General features: G+C 49.1%; 13 protein-coding genes and 2 tRNA genes. 14 read left to right on the forward strand and 1 reads right to left on the reverse strand.

Features of this window, described 5'->3' with window-relative positions:
* Positions 1 to 40 precede the first annotated feature (40 nt).
* The 4 genes from dapB to greA all read left to right on the forward strand — a co-directional run bounded on the left by dapB (position 41) and on the right by greA (position 6178).
* Positions 41 to 859, forward strand: a complete 819-nt coding sequence (gene dapB / locus L9G74_RS07135; RefSeq protein ID WP_238895615.1) for a 4-hydroxy-tetrahydrodipicolinate reductase — start codon at positions 41 to 43, stop codon at positions 857 to 859.
* A 153-nt stretch (positions 860 to 1012) separates the two neighbouring features.
* The gene (gene carA / locus L9G74_RS07140) at positions 1013 to 2182 is read left to right on the forward strand and encodes a glutamine-hydrolyzing carbamoyl-phosphate synthase small subunit (RefSeq protein WP_238895616.1); all 1170 of its coding nucleotides are present in this window, start codon (positions 1013 to 1015) and stop codon (positions 2180 to 2182) included.
* A 21-nt stretch (positions 2183 to 2203) separates the two neighbouring features.
* Positions 2204 to 5428, forward strand: a complete 3225-nt coding sequence (gene carB / locus L9G74_RS07145) for a carbamoyl-phosphate synthase large subunit (protein ID WP_238895617.1) — start codon at positions 2204 to 2206, stop codon at positions 5426 to 5428.
* Between the two features lie 273 nt (positions 5429 to 5701).
* A complete protein-coding gene (greA, locus tag L9G74_RS07150) occupies positions 5702 to 6178 on the forward strand; it encodes a transcription elongation factor GreA (RefSeq protein WP_238895618.1) in 477 nt (158 codons plus the stop codon).
* Between the two features lie 108 nt (positions 6179 to 6286).
* Here greA and yhbY read toward each other — a convergent pair whose 3' ends face one another.
* Positions 6287 to 6586, reverse strand: coding sequence for a ribosome assembly RNA-binding protein YhbY (gene yhbY / locus L9G74_RS07155; protein ID WP_238895619.1), 300 nt, complete (start codon positions 6584 to 6586; stop codon positions 6287 to 6289).
* A gap of 90 nt (positions 6587 to 6676) precedes the next feature.
* Here yhbY and rlmE point away from each other — a divergent pair, with 90 nt between their 5' ends.
* From rlmE to nusA, 10 genes are all read left to right on the forward strand, one after another.
* The gene (rlmE, locus tag L9G74_RS07160; RefSeq protein WP_238895620.1) at positions 6677 to 7306 is read left to right on the forward strand and encodes a 23S rRNA (uridine(2552)-2'-O)-methyltransferase RlmE; all 630 of its coding nucleotides are present in this window, start codon (positions 6677 to 6679) and stop codon (positions 7304 to 7306) included.
* 42 nt (positions 7307 to 7348) lie between these two features.
* Entirely contained in the window at positions 7349 to 9292 is a 1944-nt protein-coding gene (ftsH, locus tag L9G74_RS07165) for an ATP-dependent zinc metalloprotease FtsH (RefSeq protein ID WP_275297303.1), read from the forward strand.
* 98 nt (positions 9293 to 9390) lie between these two features.
* Complete coding sequence (gene folP / locus L9G74_RS07170; protein ID WP_238895622.1) at positions 9391 to 10224, forward strand: dihydropteroate synthase; 834 nt, start codon at positions 9391 to 9393, stop codon at positions 10222 to 10224.
* A 30-nt stretch (positions 10225 to 10254) separates the two neighbouring features.
* Positions 10255 to 11592, forward strand: a complete 1338-nt coding sequence (glmM, locus tag L9G74_RS07175) for a phosphoglucosamine mutase (RefSeq protein ID WP_238895623.1) — start codon at positions 10255 to 10257, stop codon at positions 11590 to 11592.
* A gap of 179 nt (positions 11593 to 11771) precedes the next feature.
* Positions 11772 to 12554 carry a triose-phosphate isomerase gene (gene tpiA / locus L9G74_RS07180; RefSeq protein WP_238895624.1) on the forward strand — a complete coding sequence of 261 codons (783 nt, stop codon included), beginning with the start codon at positions 11772 to 11774 and terminating at the stop codon, positions 12552 to 12554.
* A 2-nt stretch (positions 12555 to 12556) separates the two neighbouring features.
* The gene (gene secG, locus L9G74_RS07185; RefSeq protein WP_238895625.1) at positions 12557 to 12892 is read left to right on the forward strand and encodes a preprotein translocase subunit SecG; all 336 of its coding nucleotides are present in this window, start codon (positions 12557 to 12559) and stop codon (positions 12890 to 12892) included.
* A 9-nt stretch (positions 12893 to 12901) separates the two neighbouring features.
* Positions 12902 to 12988: transfer RNA gene (locus tag L9G74_RS07190), tRNA-Leu, on the forward strand.
* A gap of 81 nt (positions 12989 to 13069) precedes the next feature.
* A tRNA-Met gene (locus tag L9G74_RS07195) sits at positions 13070 to 13146 on the forward strand.
* A 167-nt stretch (positions 13147 to 13313) separates the two neighbouring features.
* On the forward strand, positions 13314 to 13769 hold the full coding sequence (gene rimP / locus L9G74_RS07200; protein WP_238895626.1) for a ribosome maturation factor RimP: 456 nt from the start codon (positions 13314 to 13316) through the stop codon (positions 13767 to 13769).
* A gap of 26 nt (positions 13770 to 13795) precedes the next feature.
* Positions 13796 to 15295 carry a transcription termination factor NusA gene (gene nusA / locus L9G74_RS07205; RefSeq protein ID WP_238895627.1) on the forward strand — a complete coding sequence of 500 codons (1500 nt, stop codon included), beginning with the start codon at positions 13796 to 13798 and terminating at the stop codon, positions 15293 to 15295.
* The last annotated feature ends 11 nt before the right edge of the window (positions 15296 to 15306 follow it).

A 15306-nucleotide genomic window follows, 5' to 3' on the forward strand; every position in this document is an offset into this window, starting at 1 on the left:
ATTATCTCAGGCGATTTTTTTGCCTTGGAGGATTGTGAATATGAGTTCAAACATTAGAGTCGCGATTGCTGGCAGTGGTGGCCGTATGGGCCGGACGCTGATTGAAGCAACCACTCAATTTGAGCATATTGCACTGGGCGCAGCCATTGAACGCAGTGGTTCATCATTGGTGGGCGTGGATGCCGGTGAACTAGCCGGTGTGGGTAAGTTGGATATCACCGTGACCGATAGCCTCGATGCTATTGTCGATGATTTTGACGTGCTCATTGATTTCACCAGCCCCGAAGGCACGTTAGCCAATCTTGAATGGTGTCGTCGCCATGAAAAACCTATGGTGATTGGTACCACAGGTTTTAATTCATCGCAGAAAGCACAATTGGAAGCCTTTGCTGAAGAGTTGCCGCTAGTGTTTGCGCCAAACATGTCAGTTGGCGTTAACCTGATGTGGAAACTGCTGGAAGTGGCTGCCGAAGTGATGGGTGACTATACCGATATCGAAATTATCGAAGGTCATCATCGCTTTAAAAAAGATGCGCCATCAGGCACCGCGCTCAAAATGGGCGAAGTGATTGCTGAGACTTTAGGTCGCGATCTGGAAAAAGTCGCGGTTTATGGCCGTGAAGGCATTACTGGTGAACGTGATCGTCAGACCATTGGTTTTGCCACCATTCGTGCTGGTGATTTGGTTGGTGAACACACCGCCATGTTTGCCGATATTGGTGAGCGGCTAGAGATCACCCATAAGGCGTCGAGTCGTATGACGTTTGCCAATGGGGCGATGCGAGCTGCCAGTTGGTTGCATGATCAGAAGCCCGGTATTTACGATATGCAGCAAGTGCTTGGGTTAAAACCTTTGTAGTTATTTAAAAACCGCCAATGGCGGTTTTTTTATGAATGTTATCCGCAATGGCTAGACGAGGTGTGGTTTTACCTATATAATCCTCGGAATTTGTCAAAATTTCGTAAATTGCGGAAGATAACTGTACAAATACTTTAAAAATATATAATTTCAATGACTTGGCTCTTTACGGAGGTCGCGTTGACTAAGTCTGCCTTACTTGTACTCGAAGATGGAACCGTCTTTAAAGGAACAGCAATTGGTGCTGATGGCATAGCTGTTGGGGAAGTCGTTTTTAATACTTCCATGACTGGCTATCAAGAAATTCTCACCGATCCTTCCTATTCTCGACAAATCGTTACCCTCACATATCCCCATATTGGCAACACTGGCACTAACAGTGAAGACACCGAATCTAGCGCAGTTCATGCATGCGGCCTGATTATTCGTGACCTGCCACTCGTTGCTAGCAACTTCCGCTCTGAACAAACCTTAAGTGAATACCTCACTGCCAATAACGTTGTCGGCATCGCTGACATCGATACCCGCAAACTGACGCGCATTCTGCGTGAAAAGGGCGCGCAGGCAGGTTGTATTTTGGTGGGCGAAGACAATGTTGAGAAAGCTCTGGCGGAGGCGAAAGCTTTCCCTGGCTTGAAAGGCATGGACTTAGCAAAAGAAGTGACCACGGATAAAGCCTACCAATGGCGTTACGGCACTTGGGATTTGATGACAGGTTTACCTGAAGCAACACCTGCTGAGCAGCTGAAATACAAAGTGGTTGCTTACGATTACGGTGTTAAACGTAACATCCTGCGTATGCTGGTTGACCGTGGCTGCGATGTCACTGTCGTACCGGCACAAACTCCTGCTAGCGAAGTGTTAGCGATGAATCCGGATGGCATCTTCCTGTCTAACGGCCCAGGCGACCCAGAGCCGTGTGACTACGCTATTGCTGCGATTAAACAGTTTTTGACCACAGATATTCCAGTGTTTGGTATCTGCTTGGGTCACCAATTGTTAGCGCTGGCGACCGGTGCTAAAACCCTGAAGATGAAGTTTGGCCACCACGGTGCTAACCATCCAGTGAGCGACCTTGCCAAAGGCAATGTGATGATCACTAGCCAAAACCACGGTTTTGCGGCGGATGAAGCGAGCTTGCCAGCTAACGTCAAAGTGACTCACAAATCACTGTTTGATGGTTCACTGCAAGGCATTCACTTGACCGACAAGGCGGCGTTTAGCTTCCAAGGTCACCCCGAAGCCAGCCCAGGCCCGCACGATTGTGCGCCACTGTTCGACCATTTTATCGAACTGATCGAAGCCAATCGTCAAAAGCAGTAATCGTCGGGAGAGATTTTAGCAATGCCAAAACGTACTGATTTAAAAAGTATTCTTATCCTCGGCGCCGGCCCGATTGTTATCGGTCAAGCGTGTGAATTTGACTACTCTGGCGCCCAAGCATGTAAGGCGCTGCGTGAAGAGGGTTACCGTGTCATTCTGGTGAACTCTAACCCTGCCACCATCATGACTGACCCAGAAATGGCCGATGCGACCTACATTGAGCCGATTCATTGGGAAGTGGTACGCAACATCATCGCCAAAGAGCGTCCTGACGCTATCCTGCCAACCATGGGCGGCCAGACAGCACTGAACTGTGCGCTAGAGCTGGAAGAACGTGGTGTACTGAAAGAATTCAACGTGGAAATGATTGGCGCCACTGCTGACGCCATCGACAAAGCGGAAGACCGTGCTCGCTTCGATAAAGCGATGCGCGCTATCGGTTTGGAATGTCCACGTGCGGGTATCGCCCACAGCATGGAAGAAGCGCAGCAAGTGCTGGATCAAGTTGGCTTCCCATGTATCATCCGTCCTTCATTTACTATGGGCGGCTCTGGTGGCGGTATCGCATACAACATCGAAGAGTTCGAAGAGATCTGTACCCGTGGTTTGGACTTGTCGCCAACCAACGAACTGCTGATCGACGAAAGCCTTATCGGCTGGAAAGAGTACGAGATGGAAGTGGTGCGTGACCGCAACGACAACTGCATCATCGTCTGCTCTATCGAAAACTTTGACGCCATGGGCGTGCACACTGGTGACTCCATCACTGTGGCACCAGCACAAACCCTGACCGATAAAGAATACCAGTTGATGCGTAACGCCTCGATGGCGGTACTGCGAGAAATTGGCGTAGAAACCGGTGGTTCGAACGTACAGTTTGGTATCAACCCGAAAGATGGCCGTATGGTTATCATCGAGATGAACCCACGTGTATCACGCTCATCAGCACTGGCTTCAAAAGCGACTGGTTTCCCTATCGCCAAAGTGGCCGCCAAACTGGCAGTAGGTTTCACCCTTGATGAGTTGATGAACGACATCACCGGTGGCCTGACACCTGCGTCGTTTGAACCATCCATCGACTACGTGGTAACTAAAGTGCCACGCTTCAACTTCGAAAAATTCGCTGGCGCTAACGATCGCCTGACCACGCAGATGAAATCTGTGGGTGAAGTGATGGCCATTGGCCGTACTTTCCAAGAGTCAGTGCAAAAAGCGTTGCGTGGTTTGGAAACTGGCAAAAACGGTTTCGACCCAGTTATCGATTTGAATGACACCGATGCGATGTCACGCATTCGTCGTGAGCTGAAAGAGCCAGGTGCCGAGCGTATTTGGTACATCGCTGACGCATTCCGCGCTGGCATGAGCATCGATGACATCTTTACCCTGACCAACATTGACCACTGGTTCTTGGTGCAGATTGAAGACCTCGTCAAACTGGAACAACAAGTTGAGTCCGTGGGCTTAGCCGGTATCGATGCTGACTTCCTATTCAAGCTGAAACGCAAAGGTTTCTCTGATGCGCGTCTGGCCGATGTTCTCGGTATCAGCGAAACAGAGATGCGCAAACTGCGTCATCGCTTAGAGATTTTCCCAGTGTACAAACGGGTAGATACCTGTGCGGCAGAATTCTCAACCGACACCGCTTACATGTACTCAACTTATGAAGATGAGTGTGAAGCGAACCCAAGCGACCGTGAAAAAATCATGGTGCTCGGCGGTGGCCCTAACCGTATCGGCCAAGGTATCGAGTTCGATTACTGCTGTGTGCACGCATCATTGGCGCTGAAAGAAGACGGTTACGAAACCATCATGGTGAACTGTAACCCTGAAACCGTATCAACTGACTACGATACTTCAGACCGCCTGTACTTCGAACCTGTAACACTGGAAGACGTGCTGGAAATCGCTCGTCTGGAAAAACCCAAAGGCGTTATCGTGCAGTACGGTGGTCAAACCCCACTGAAACTGGCACGTGCTTTGGAAGCCGCAGGTGTGCCAATTATCGGTACCAGCCCAGATGCGATTGACCGCGCTGAAGACCGTGAACGTTTCCAACAAGCGATCCGTCGCTTGGAAATGAAACAGCCAGAAAACGAGACCGTGACGACTGTTGAAGGTGCGGTGTTAGCGGCTGAAAAAATCGGTTACCCGCTGGTGGTGCGCCCATCTTATGTACTCGGTGGCCGTGCGATGGAAATCGTCTATGAAGAGCAAGACTTACGTCGCTACTTCAACGAAGCGGTGAAAGTATCGAACGAATCGCCAGTATTGCTGGACCACTTCCTCGATGACGCGATTGAAGTCGATATCGATGCAGTCTCTGACGGCAAAAACGTGGTGGTGGGTGCCATCATGGAACACATCGAGCAAGCGGGTGTTCACTCCGGTGACTCAGGCTGTTCATTGCCACCTTACTCACTGAGCCCACAAATCCAAGACGAGATGCGTGAGCAAGTGCGTAAACTGGCGTTCGAGCTGGGCGTTATCGGTTTGATGAACGTGCAGTTTGCCGTGAAAGACAACACCATCTTCATGATTGAGGTGAACCCACGTGCCGCCCGTACCGTACCATTCGTTTCTAAAGCGACGGGTGTGCCGCTAGCAAAAATCGCTGCCCGCGTCATGGCTGGTCAATCACTGGAACAGCAAGGTTTCACTCAAGAAGTGATCCCACCTTACTACTCAGTGAAAGAAGTGGTGCTGCCGTTTAACAAGTTCCCTGGCGTTGACCCACTGCTCGGCCCTGAAATGCGTTCAACCGGTGAAGTGATGGGCGTAGGTGAGACCTTCGCTGAAGCTTATGCCAAAGCGCAACTGGGCGCTGCGCCAAAAGACTCACCTCGTTCAGGTCGTGCACTGTTGTCAGTGCGTAACAGCGACAAAAAACGTGTGGCGGATTTGGCGGCTAAGTTGATTGAACTGGGCTTTGAAATCGATGCGACTCACGGTACCGCAGTGGTGCTGGGAGAAGCGGGTATCAACCCTCGTTTGGTTAACAAGGTGCATGAAGGTCGTCCACACATTCTCGACCGCATGAAGAATGGTGAGTACACCTATATCGTCAACACCACTGAAGGTCGTCAAGCGATTGAAGACTCGAAGCAACTGCGTCGTGGTGCACTGCGTTATAAAGTGAACTACACCACTACGCTGAATGGTGCATTTGCTACGTGCCAATCGTTACGTGCTGATGACCGTAATAATGTTGCCTCGGTGCAGGAACTGCACGCACGTATCAACAAATAAGCGTTAACTGCGTTAAAAGGCTGCGAATTTCGCAGCCTTTTTTATTTATCTATCGGTTAAACCATAAATTTGTCTGGCAGCACTAGCATGCGCCCATGAGCTTAGGTAAGCTGTTACCAAGATGAATTTATGTCGATAGCTGTCGCTTTAGACACTCATAAGTACTTCTTGGCGCCGTGTTAATTAGTTGCGCGCCTAATCTACCCATATTCCATCTGTGCTGACCAACGCGTCTGCACGGGACGCTTTTGTTTTACAGGAGGCGAAAAATTCATGAACAAAGTACCAATGACGCTGACAGGTGCTGAACAGTTACGTAAAGAGTTGGATTACCTCAAATTCGAGCACCGTCCAGAATTGAGTGAAGCAATTGCTAGCGCACGTGAACTTGGCGACCTGAAAGAAAACGCTGAATACCATGCGGCGCGTGAAGAGCAGGGCATCTGCGAAGCACGTATTCGCGACATCGAAGGTAAGCTGTCTAACGCCCAAGTGATCGATGTGACCAAAATGGCCAATACTGGCCGAGTGATTTTTGGTGCCACCGTGACCATCTTGAATCTGGACACCGATGCTGAAGTAACCTATCGCATCGTTGGCGATGATGAAGCGGATATCAAAGCCAACCTGATTTCTGTTAACTCGCCTATCGCTCGTGGCTTGGTGGGAAAAAACGTTGGTGACGAAGTGAGCATTCAAACCCCTGGAGGGGTTGCGGATTACGAAATCACCGAAGTGGAATACATTTAATCAGCAAAATCGTTGATCGATTAAGGCTGTGTTAATGCGTCTTACTGAGAATATTGTTTAAACAAAAAGGAAGCCAATTGGCTTCCTTTCGTTTTGGGTCTTTAGCGCTTATTTTGCTTTTGGCAAAGCAATTTTCTTCTCTTCCGATTGACGGAAGATAACCAGCACGTGACCGATTAACTGGACTTTGACGGACTGAGTTTCGCGTACAATGGCATCAACGATAGCTGCTTTCATTTCTCTGTCTTCTGAAGCCACTTTAACTTTGATCAGTTCATGGTACGACAGGGCATTATCAATTTCAGCCAGTACTCCCTCAGTCAGACCATTGGCACCAAGCAGTACGACTGGCTTTAAAGGGTGAGCCAGACCTTTGAGGTACTGCTTTTGTTTGGTTGTTAAGTTCATTTTTACCAACTTTCGACGAGTTACTGTTGAAAACGCGCTATTCTACCCTTATATAGCCTTCGTGTAACTCAGATTTGTTGCGGAATTTAAATGTCAGGAAAAAAGCGAACAGCTAGCTCCACACGCTGGATGCAAGAGCACTTTGATGATCACTACGTCAAATTGGCACAAAAACGAGGGTTAAGATCTCGTGCGGCGTTCAAGCTCGAAGAGTTGCAGCAAAAAGACCAATTGATTAAACCGGGAATGACCGTGGTCGACCTTGGCGCTGCGCCGGGCGGTTGGTCACAGGTAGCGGTAAAGTTGGTGGGGGACCACGGTAAAGTGGTTGCTTGTGATATTTTGCCGATGGACCCAATCGTTGGCGTCGATTTCCTCCAAGGTGACTTTCGCGAAGAGAAAGTACTGGATGCCTTGTTGACTCGCGTTGGTGATGAAAAAGTCGATATTGTCCTGTCTGATATGGCGCCGAATATGAGCGGTGCTGATGTTGTTGATCAGCCTAGAGCAATGTATCTTGTTGAATTAGCTTTAGATATGTGTCATCAAGTGTTGGCGCCTAACGGCAGCTTCGCGGTTAAAGTGTTCCAAGGTGAAGGCTTTGACGAATACATGAAAGCAGTACGTGACGCATTTAAAGTAGTAAAAACCCGCAAACCAGAGTCATCCAGAGCACGTTCAAGGGAAGTGTATCTGGTAGCGACAGGGTATAAGTTGTAGTACCCTGAATGATGTAGGTCTCAATACTGAGAGGTTCCATAATTGAGTGACATGGCAAAAAATATAATCCTGTGGGTCGTCATCGCCGTGGTGTTGATGTCGGTCTTTCAAGGCTTTTCTCCGTCGTCTTCTTCGTCAAAGTCGATAGAATATTCAACGTTTCTGGATGACATTCGCGCCGGACAAATCGCTTCTGTCGAAGTGAAAAGCGATCAACGTACCATTGAAGGTATGCGCAAGACCGGTGAAAAGTTTGTCACTATTATGCCTGTTTATGATCGCGATTTGCTGAATGACTTAGATCGTAAAGGCGTTGCCATGAAAGGGCAGGAAGCCGAGGAGTCAGGGTTCTTAACCCAGATTTTCATCTCTTGGTTCCCGATGCTACTGCTGATTGGTGTGTGGATTTTCTTCATGCGTCAGATGCAAGGCGGTGGCGGCAAGGGCGCAATGTCGTTTGGTAAGAGTAAAGCCAAGCTGATGAGCGAAGACCAGATCAAAACCACTTTTGCTGACGTGGCTGGTTGTGACGAAGCCAAAGAAGAAGTGAAAGAACTGGTGGATTACCTGCGTGACCCAACCAAATTCCAAAAACTGGGTGGTCGTATTCCAACTGGCGTACTGATGGTCGGCCCTCCGGGTACCGGTAAAACCTTGCTGGCAAAAGCGATTGCTGGTGAAGCAAAAGTGCCATTCTTTACCATTTCAGGTTCAGACTTCGTTGAAATGTTCGTCGGTGTTGGTGCATCACGTGTGCGTGACATGTTTGAACAAGCGAAGAAATCAGCGCCTTGTATCATCTTTATCGATGAAATCGACGCCGTAGGTCGCCAACGTGGTGCGGGTCTTGGTGGTGGTCACGATGAACGTGAGCAAACCTTGAACCAGATGCTGGTGGAAATGGACGGCTTTGAAGGTAACGAAGGCGTTATCGTGATTGCCGCGACTAACCGTCCAGACGTGCTTGACCAAGCGTTGTTGCGTCCAGGTCGTTTCGACCGTCAAGTGGTGGTTGGCTTGCCAGACGTACGTGGTCGTGAACAGATTCTGAAAGTGCATATGCGTAAAATCCCGCTGAGTGACGATGTCAAAGCCAGCGTGATTGCTCGTGGTACGCCAGGCTTCTCCGGTGCTGATTTGGCTAACTTAGTCAACGAAGCTGCACTGTTTGCTGCGCGTGGTAATCGCCGCGTAGTGACGATGGAAGAGTTTGAACGCGCCAAAGACAAGATCATGATGGGCGCAGAACGTCGCTCGATGGTGATGTCTGAGCCAGAGAAAGAATCCACTGCGTATCACGAAGCGGGTCACGCGATTGTGGGTTGCTTGGTGCCTGAGCACGACCCCGTGCACAAGGTGACCATTATTCCTCGCGGCCGTGCCTTGGGTGTCACTTTCTTCTTACCAGAAGGTGATTCAATCAGTGAAAACCGTCGCAAGTTAGAAAGCCGTATTTCGGTGGCTTACGGTGGTCGTCTGGCGGAAGAGATCATCTACGGTGCAGATAAAGTCTCTACCGGTGCTTCGCAAGACATCAAACAGGCAACTGCCATTGCGCGTAACATGGTGACCCAATGGGGCTTCTCTGAAAAACTTGGCCCGCTGTTGTACGCCGAAGAGGAAGGTGAAGTATTCCTCGGTCGTTCAATGGCAAAAGCTAAACACATGTCAGATGAAACAGCGGCGATCATTGATGCCGAAGTGAAAGCCATTATCGAACGTAACTATCAACGTGCTGAAAAGTTACTGCGTGAAAACATGGACATTCTGCACGCCATGAAAGACGCACTGATTAAGTACGAAACCATCGACTCTCGTCAAATTGAAGACTTGATGGCGCGCCGCGAAGTGCGTCCGCCGGTTGATTGGCAGATGGACGACAAAGGTTCAGGTGATGGTAGCCACGGTGGTAATAAAACATCGCCGTTGGATGAGACAACTGAGCCTGACTCAGATTTAACCAATCCAGGTGAATCTCGTCACTAACCGTTTAGTGGTATTAGCGAAAGCCCCTTTTTAGGGGTTTTCCTTTTTATTCTGGTTAATTTTTATCGCGTTGTTAATTGACGCTAGTTGGAGGTTGTGTGTTTACGCTGAAATCAGGCAATAAGCAGTTGCTACTGGATTCACCCAAAGTGATGGGTATTTTGAATGTCACCCCAGATTCATTTTCTGATGGTGGCCGTTATTCCCAGTTCGACTTGGCGCGTAAACATGCCGATGAGATGATCGCCGCTGGCGTTGATTTTATTGATATTGGCGGCGAGTCAACTCGTCCGGGGGCGGCTGAAGTCTCTTTGGATGAAGAACTGCATCGTGTATTACCGATGGTGGAATATATCGCCAACAACTCGAATGTATGGATTTCAGTGGACACCAGTAAAGCGCAAGTGATGACCGAATCGGTGGCGCTTGGCGCGCACCTCATCAACGATGTGCGCTCGTTAACCGAGCCGGGCGCCTTGGCCGCTGCGGTTGCGGCACAAGTGCCGGTTTGCATTATGCATATGCAAGGACAGCCGCAAACCATGCAGCAAGCGCCGCTTTATGACAATGTCACTGACGAGGTGCTTGGGTTCTGTCGAACGCGTACCGATGAGTGCGTTGCCGCAGGATTGAGCAAAGAACAGATATTGCTTGATCCAGGGTTTGGTTTTGGTAAGACTCTGGCGCATAATTACCGCCTATTGGCCGAACTTAATCGGTTTCATGAATTGGGCCAGCCACTACTCGTTGGGCTGTCGCGCAAAAGTATGATTGGTAATTTGCTGAATCGCCCGGTGACGGAGCGTATGGCTGGTAGTCTTGCGGGAGCGATGATTGCCGCACAACAAGGCGCACATATCATTCGTGTACATGATGTTAATGAAACGCTCGATGTACTTAAAGTGCTTGCGGCAGTAAAGACAGCTAATTGACAACAGAAACTATTACAAAGGTTATATCTCGTGGGTAAACGGCAGTTTTTTGGTACCGATGGAATTCGCGGTAAAGTGGGCGCAGGAAAAATGACGCCGGAGTTGGCACTGAAACTTGGCTGGGCTTCAGGTCGCGTGTTGTCTAGAACTGGGTCTCGTAAAGTGCTGATTGGTAAAGACACCCGCATTTCCGGCTATATGTTTGAGTCAGCACTTGAAGCGGGTCTGTGTTCCGCTGGCCTTGATGTGATGTTGATGGGGCCGATGCCCACCCCTGCGGTTGCCTACTTGACCCGCACCTTCCGCGCTGAAGCGGGGATTGTGATTAGTGCTTCGCATAACCCTTATTACGATAATGGCATTAAGTTTTTCTCCTCTCGCGGCACCAAGTTAGATGATGCATTAGAGCTTGAGATTGAAGCCGAACTCGAACGCCCACTGGAATGTGTAGAGTCACAGCAGCTTGGCAAAGTATCGCGTATCACTGACGCCGCAGGCCGTTATATCGAATACTGTAAAGGTAACTTCCCTTCTGATCAGACGTTAGAAGGTATGAAGATTGTGGTTGATTGTGCCCACGGCGCTACCTACCACATTGCGCCGAATGTATTCCGTGAACTAGGTGCTGAAGTGGTTGTTATTGGTGATAAACCTAACGGCACCAACATCAACGATCAAGTCGGTGCGACCGCTATGCAGGCTATCTGTGACAAGGTCGTCGCTGAGCAAGCCGATCTGGGGATTGCCCTCGATGGCGATGGCGACCGCATCATGATGGTTACCCGTGATGGTCAAGTGGTCGATGGCGACCAGATCCTCTATATCTTAGCCGCTGACACGCAATTTCGCGGGCAGTTACGTGGTGGGGTTGTCGGCACACAGATGTCCAACCTAGGCCTAGAATTGGCACTAAATGCACTGAATATCCCGTTCGCCCGTTCTAAAGTGGGCGACCGTTATGTGATGGAGATGCTGACTGCCAATGATTGGCGCATCGGTGGGGAAAACTCCGGTCACATTGTGCACCTTGACCACAGCACCACCGGTGACGGCATTGTGGCCGGAATTCAAGTGCTAGCTGCAATGTGTCGTCGCGGCATGACCTTAGAACAGCTGATTGAGCCAGTGACATTATTGCCGCAAGTGTTGCTCAATGTACGCTTTGAAGGTAGCAATAATCCTATTGAGTCAGCCGATGTGCAGCAGGCGGTTGCTACCGTCGAGCAGGCGCTTGGCGACACTGGTCGCGTATTGTTGCGTAAGTCGGGTACTGAACCGCTGATCCGTGTCATGGTCGAAGGTACTGACAATGCTACTGTGACCAAACACGCTGAATTTATCGCCACGGCGGTGAAAGCTGCGGTGTAAGCTAAGCTGATAAAATAATTCATAAAATCCTGTGGTTTTTCACCACAGATGACCATGTTATATGCGCTAAGTGTAAAAAATGTGCGAACGTGGTCCAAAACTTAAAATTTGTCGGGCTGGCTATTGTAACTTGATAATTGGTCCGCTATTATTCACGCCGCTTTCTAAGGAGATGGTCAATGGCTCTTAGACGCCCGATGGTCGCCGGCAACTGGAAAATGAACGGTAGTGCGCTGTTAGCACAAGAGTTATTTAAAAAGTTTGCCTCTAAACTCAACAACGACGCTGTTGAAGTTGTGTTGTGTCCACCAACGATTTATCTAGAAAGTGTTCGGCAGCAGCTCGAACTACACAAAGATGCGCTAAACGGTTCCATTGTCAGAATGGGCGCGCAAAACCTGAGTCAACACGATTTCGGTGCTTACACAGGTGAAATCTCTGGCGGAATGCTCAACGATGTTGGCTGTAAATATGTCATTATCGGTCATTCTGAACGTCGTAGAATGTATGGCGAAACCAGTGATGTAGTTGCAGAAAAGTTTGCTGCTGCACAAAAGCATGGCCTTACTCCAATACTGTGTGTTGGTGAATCTGGCCCAGCTCGCGAAGCTAGACGCACATTTGAAGTGCTAGCAGAAGAGTTAGATGTGGTCATTGAAAAAAATGGCACCATGGCTTTTGATAACGCGATTATCGCCTATGAGCCACTATGGGCTGTAGGAACAGGTAAAAGCGCGACGCCTGAACAGGCGCAGGAAGTGCATGCGTTTATTCGTAAACGACTTTCTGAAGTTTCACCCTTCATCGGTGAAAACATAAGAATTCTGTACGGTGGCAGTGTGACACCGAGTAACGCGGCTGATTTATTTGCCCAGCCCGATGTGGATGGTGGATTAATTGGTGGCGCAAGTTTGAACTCTACCGAGTTCTTGAGTTTGTGTGCCATAGCAACGAGCGCGTAATTATGTACCAAGTACTGATTGTAGTTTATCTGTTGGTCGCTTTAGCTCTGATTGGGCTGATTCTGATCCAACAAGGTAAAGGTGCTGATATGGGAGCCTCTTTTGGCGCCGGTGCATCAGCAACTTTATTCGGTTCTTCAGGTTCAGGTAACTTCCTGACCAGAACCACAGCAATATTAGCGATTTTGTTCTTTGTGTTGAGTCTGGCAATTGGCAACTTGAGTGCTAACCATACCCAACAGGAAGAAAGCTGGAATAACTTAGGTTCAGACAGTGCGGTTGAAACTCAGCAACAAGCACCTACTGCACCAGCTCAACAAGAGAAAGTTCCAGAGTAAGACCTTTTAGCCGAGGTGGTGAAATTGGTAGACGCGCAGCCTTGAGGTGGCTGTGACCTAACGGTCGTGCGGGTTCAAGTCCCGCTCTCGGCACCATTATTAGCTCTGTTTAAATTGGTTAGTTTACACAGAGTTATTGCAAATTTTACTGGGTATCAGTAGAATTGCAGCAGTTGACGCGGGGTGGAGCAGCATGGTAGCTCGTCGGGCTCATAACCCGAAGGTCGTCGGTTCAAATCCGGCCCCCGCAACCAGCTCCAAGTGTAAGCAAGTAATTGATTACACTAATACAGGTTCTCGGAACAGCAACAGCCTCGTATTAAACGGGGTTTTTTGTTATCTGGACCTAGATGCTTTACTGCATTGTTCGGCAGTGTGATATTGGGGCTTTATGCCCTTTTTTAGTTTCAGGAGTAGTCATTTGGCAACATTAGAATCAAGACTCGAAGAGATGCTGACTCCCACCGTTGAAGCGCTGGGCTATCAGCTCTGGGGAATTGAATTCGTCAAAGCGGGTAAGCATTCAACTCTACGCATTTACATTGATGGTGAAAACGGCGTCAATGTGGAAGATTGCGCGACTACTAGTCGGCAGGTAGGGGCTCTTCTTGACGTTGAAGATCCCATTCCAGCCGAATACACCCTGGAAGTATCCTCTCCCGGATTAGATAGACCTCTATTTAACGCCACTCAATATCAACGCTACATTGGCGAAGATGCCAAAGTGCAACTCACTATGCCTGTTGCAGGCAGCCGCAACCTCAAAGGGGTGATTACCCAAGTTGAAGGGCAGATGTTGACGCTTAAAGTAGATGGAAAAGATCTGACGATTGCCTTGGATAATATCCGCAAAGGCAACTTGATAGCTAAATTTTGATGGATTCAAGGTGAACGAGGCAAGACATGAATAAAGAAATTTTGCTGGTCGCTGAAGCGGTTTCTAACGAGAAAGCCGTACCCCGTGAGAAGATTTTTGAAGCCTTGGAAATCGCACTGGCCACCGCGACTAAAAAGAAATACGAAGGCGACATTGACGTACGCGTAGCAATTGACCGTAAAAGCGGTGATTACGAGACTTTCAGACGTTGGTTGGTGGTTGATGACCAAGGCCAAACGTTGGAAAACCCATATCGTGAAATCACCTTGGAAGCGGCGCGCGTTGATGAGCCTGAAATCCAACCGGGCGATTATGTAGAAGACGAAATTGAGTCTGTACAATTTGACCGTATCACTACCCAAACTGCTAAGCAGGTTATCGTACAAAAAGTACGTGAAGCTGAACGCGCCCAAGTGGTAGAACAGTTCATCGATAAAGAAGGTGAATTGGTTACCGGTATCGTTAAGAAAGCGAACCGCGATAGCATCGTAGTGGACTTAGGCAACAACGCTGACGGCGTGTTGTACAAAGAAGATATCATTCAACGTGAATCTTTCCGTCCGGGTGACCGTGTGCGCGCATTGCTTTACGCAGTACGTCCTGAAGCACGTGGTGCGCAGCTGTTCCTCAGCCGTACCAAGCCAGACGTATTGATTGAATTGTTCCGCATTGAAGTACCAGAAATCGCTGACGAGATGATCGAAGTGATTGGTGCGGCGCGTGACCCAGGTAGCCGCGCCAAAATCGCGGTGAAATCCAACGACCGTCGTATCGATCCAATTGGTGCTTGTGTGGGTATGCGTGGTGCACGTGTACAAGCGGTTACCAATGAGTTAAGCGGTGAGCGCATTGATATCGTGTTGTGGGATGACAATCCTGCGCAATTCGTTATCAACGCCATGGCACCTGCTGATGTGGCTTCTATCGTAGTTGATGAAGATAACCACTCAATGGATATCGCGGTTGAAGCAGACAGCTTAGCGCAAGCGATTGGCCGTAACGGTCAGAACATCCGTTTGGCGACTCAACTGACCGGTTGGGAACTGAACGTGATGACAGTTGATGACCTGAACGCTAAGCATCAAGCTGAGAGCGCAAAAGTTACCTCATTGTTTGTGAGTGCGCTCGACATCGACGAAGAGTTTGCTCAAGTACTGGCAGACGAAGGTTTTACCTCTTTGGAAGAGATCGCCTACGTCCCAGCATCTGAGCTGCTGTCTATCGATGGTTTAGACGAAGACATCGTTGCAGCACTGCGTGAACGTGCTAAAGAAGCATTGGCGACACGCGCGCTGGCTTCAGAAGAAGCGCTGGACGGAGCCCAGCCAAGTGAAGATTTGCTCGCATTGCCGGGATTAGAGCGCCATCTTGCTTTCGTATTAGCAAGCAAAGGCGTGAAGACATTGGAAGATCTGGCTGAGCAAGGTATTGACGATTTGATCGATATTGAAGAACTAACAGAAGAACAAGCAGGCGAGCTGATCATGGCTGCCCGTAATATCTGTTGGTTCGGTGAAGATGCGTAAGTCGGTCAACA

The organism is Shewanella electrica, from assembly GCF_022321485.1.
Taxonomy (GTDB): Bacteria; Pseudomonadota; Gammaproteobacteria; order Enterobacterales; family Shewanellaceae; genus Shewanella; species Shewanella electrica.

Excerpts from the sequence above, each read along its gene's own strand:
- dapB (WP_238895615.1), top strand. The coding sequence starts at position 41 with ATGAGTTCAAACATTAGAGTCGCGATTGCTGGCAGTGGTGGCCGTATG.
- carA (WP_238895616.1), top strand. The coding sequence starts at position 1,013 with ATGACTTGGCTCTTTACGGAGGTCGCGTTGACTAAGTCTGCCTTACTT.
- carB (WP_238895617.1), top strand. The coding sequence starts at position 2,204 with ATGCCAAAACGTACTGATTTAAAAAGTATTCTTATCCTCGGCGCCGGC.
- greA (WP_238895618.1), top strand. The coding sequence starts at position 5,702 with ATGAACAAAGTACCAATGACGCTGACAGGTGCTGAACAGTTACGTAAA.
- yhbY (WP_238895619.1), bottom strand. The coding sequence starts at position 6,586 with ATGAACTTAACAACCAAACAAAAGCAGTACCTCAAAGGTCTGGCTCAC.
- rlmE (WP_238895620.1), top strand. The coding sequence starts at position 6,677 with ATGTCAGGAAAAAAGCGAACAGCTAGCTCCACACGCTGGATGCAAGAG.
- tpiA (WP_238895624.1), top strand. The coding sequence starts at position 11,772 with ATGGCTCTTAGACGCCCGATGGTCGCCGGCAACTGGAAAATGAACGGT.
- secG (WP_238895625.1), top strand. The coding sequence starts at position 12,557 with ATGTACCAAGTACTGATTGTAGTTTATCTGTTGGTCGCTTTAGCTCTG.
- nusA (WP_238895627.1), top strand. The coding sequence starts at position 13,796 with ATGAATAAAGAAATTTTGCTGGTCGCTGAAGCGGTTTCTAACGAGAAA.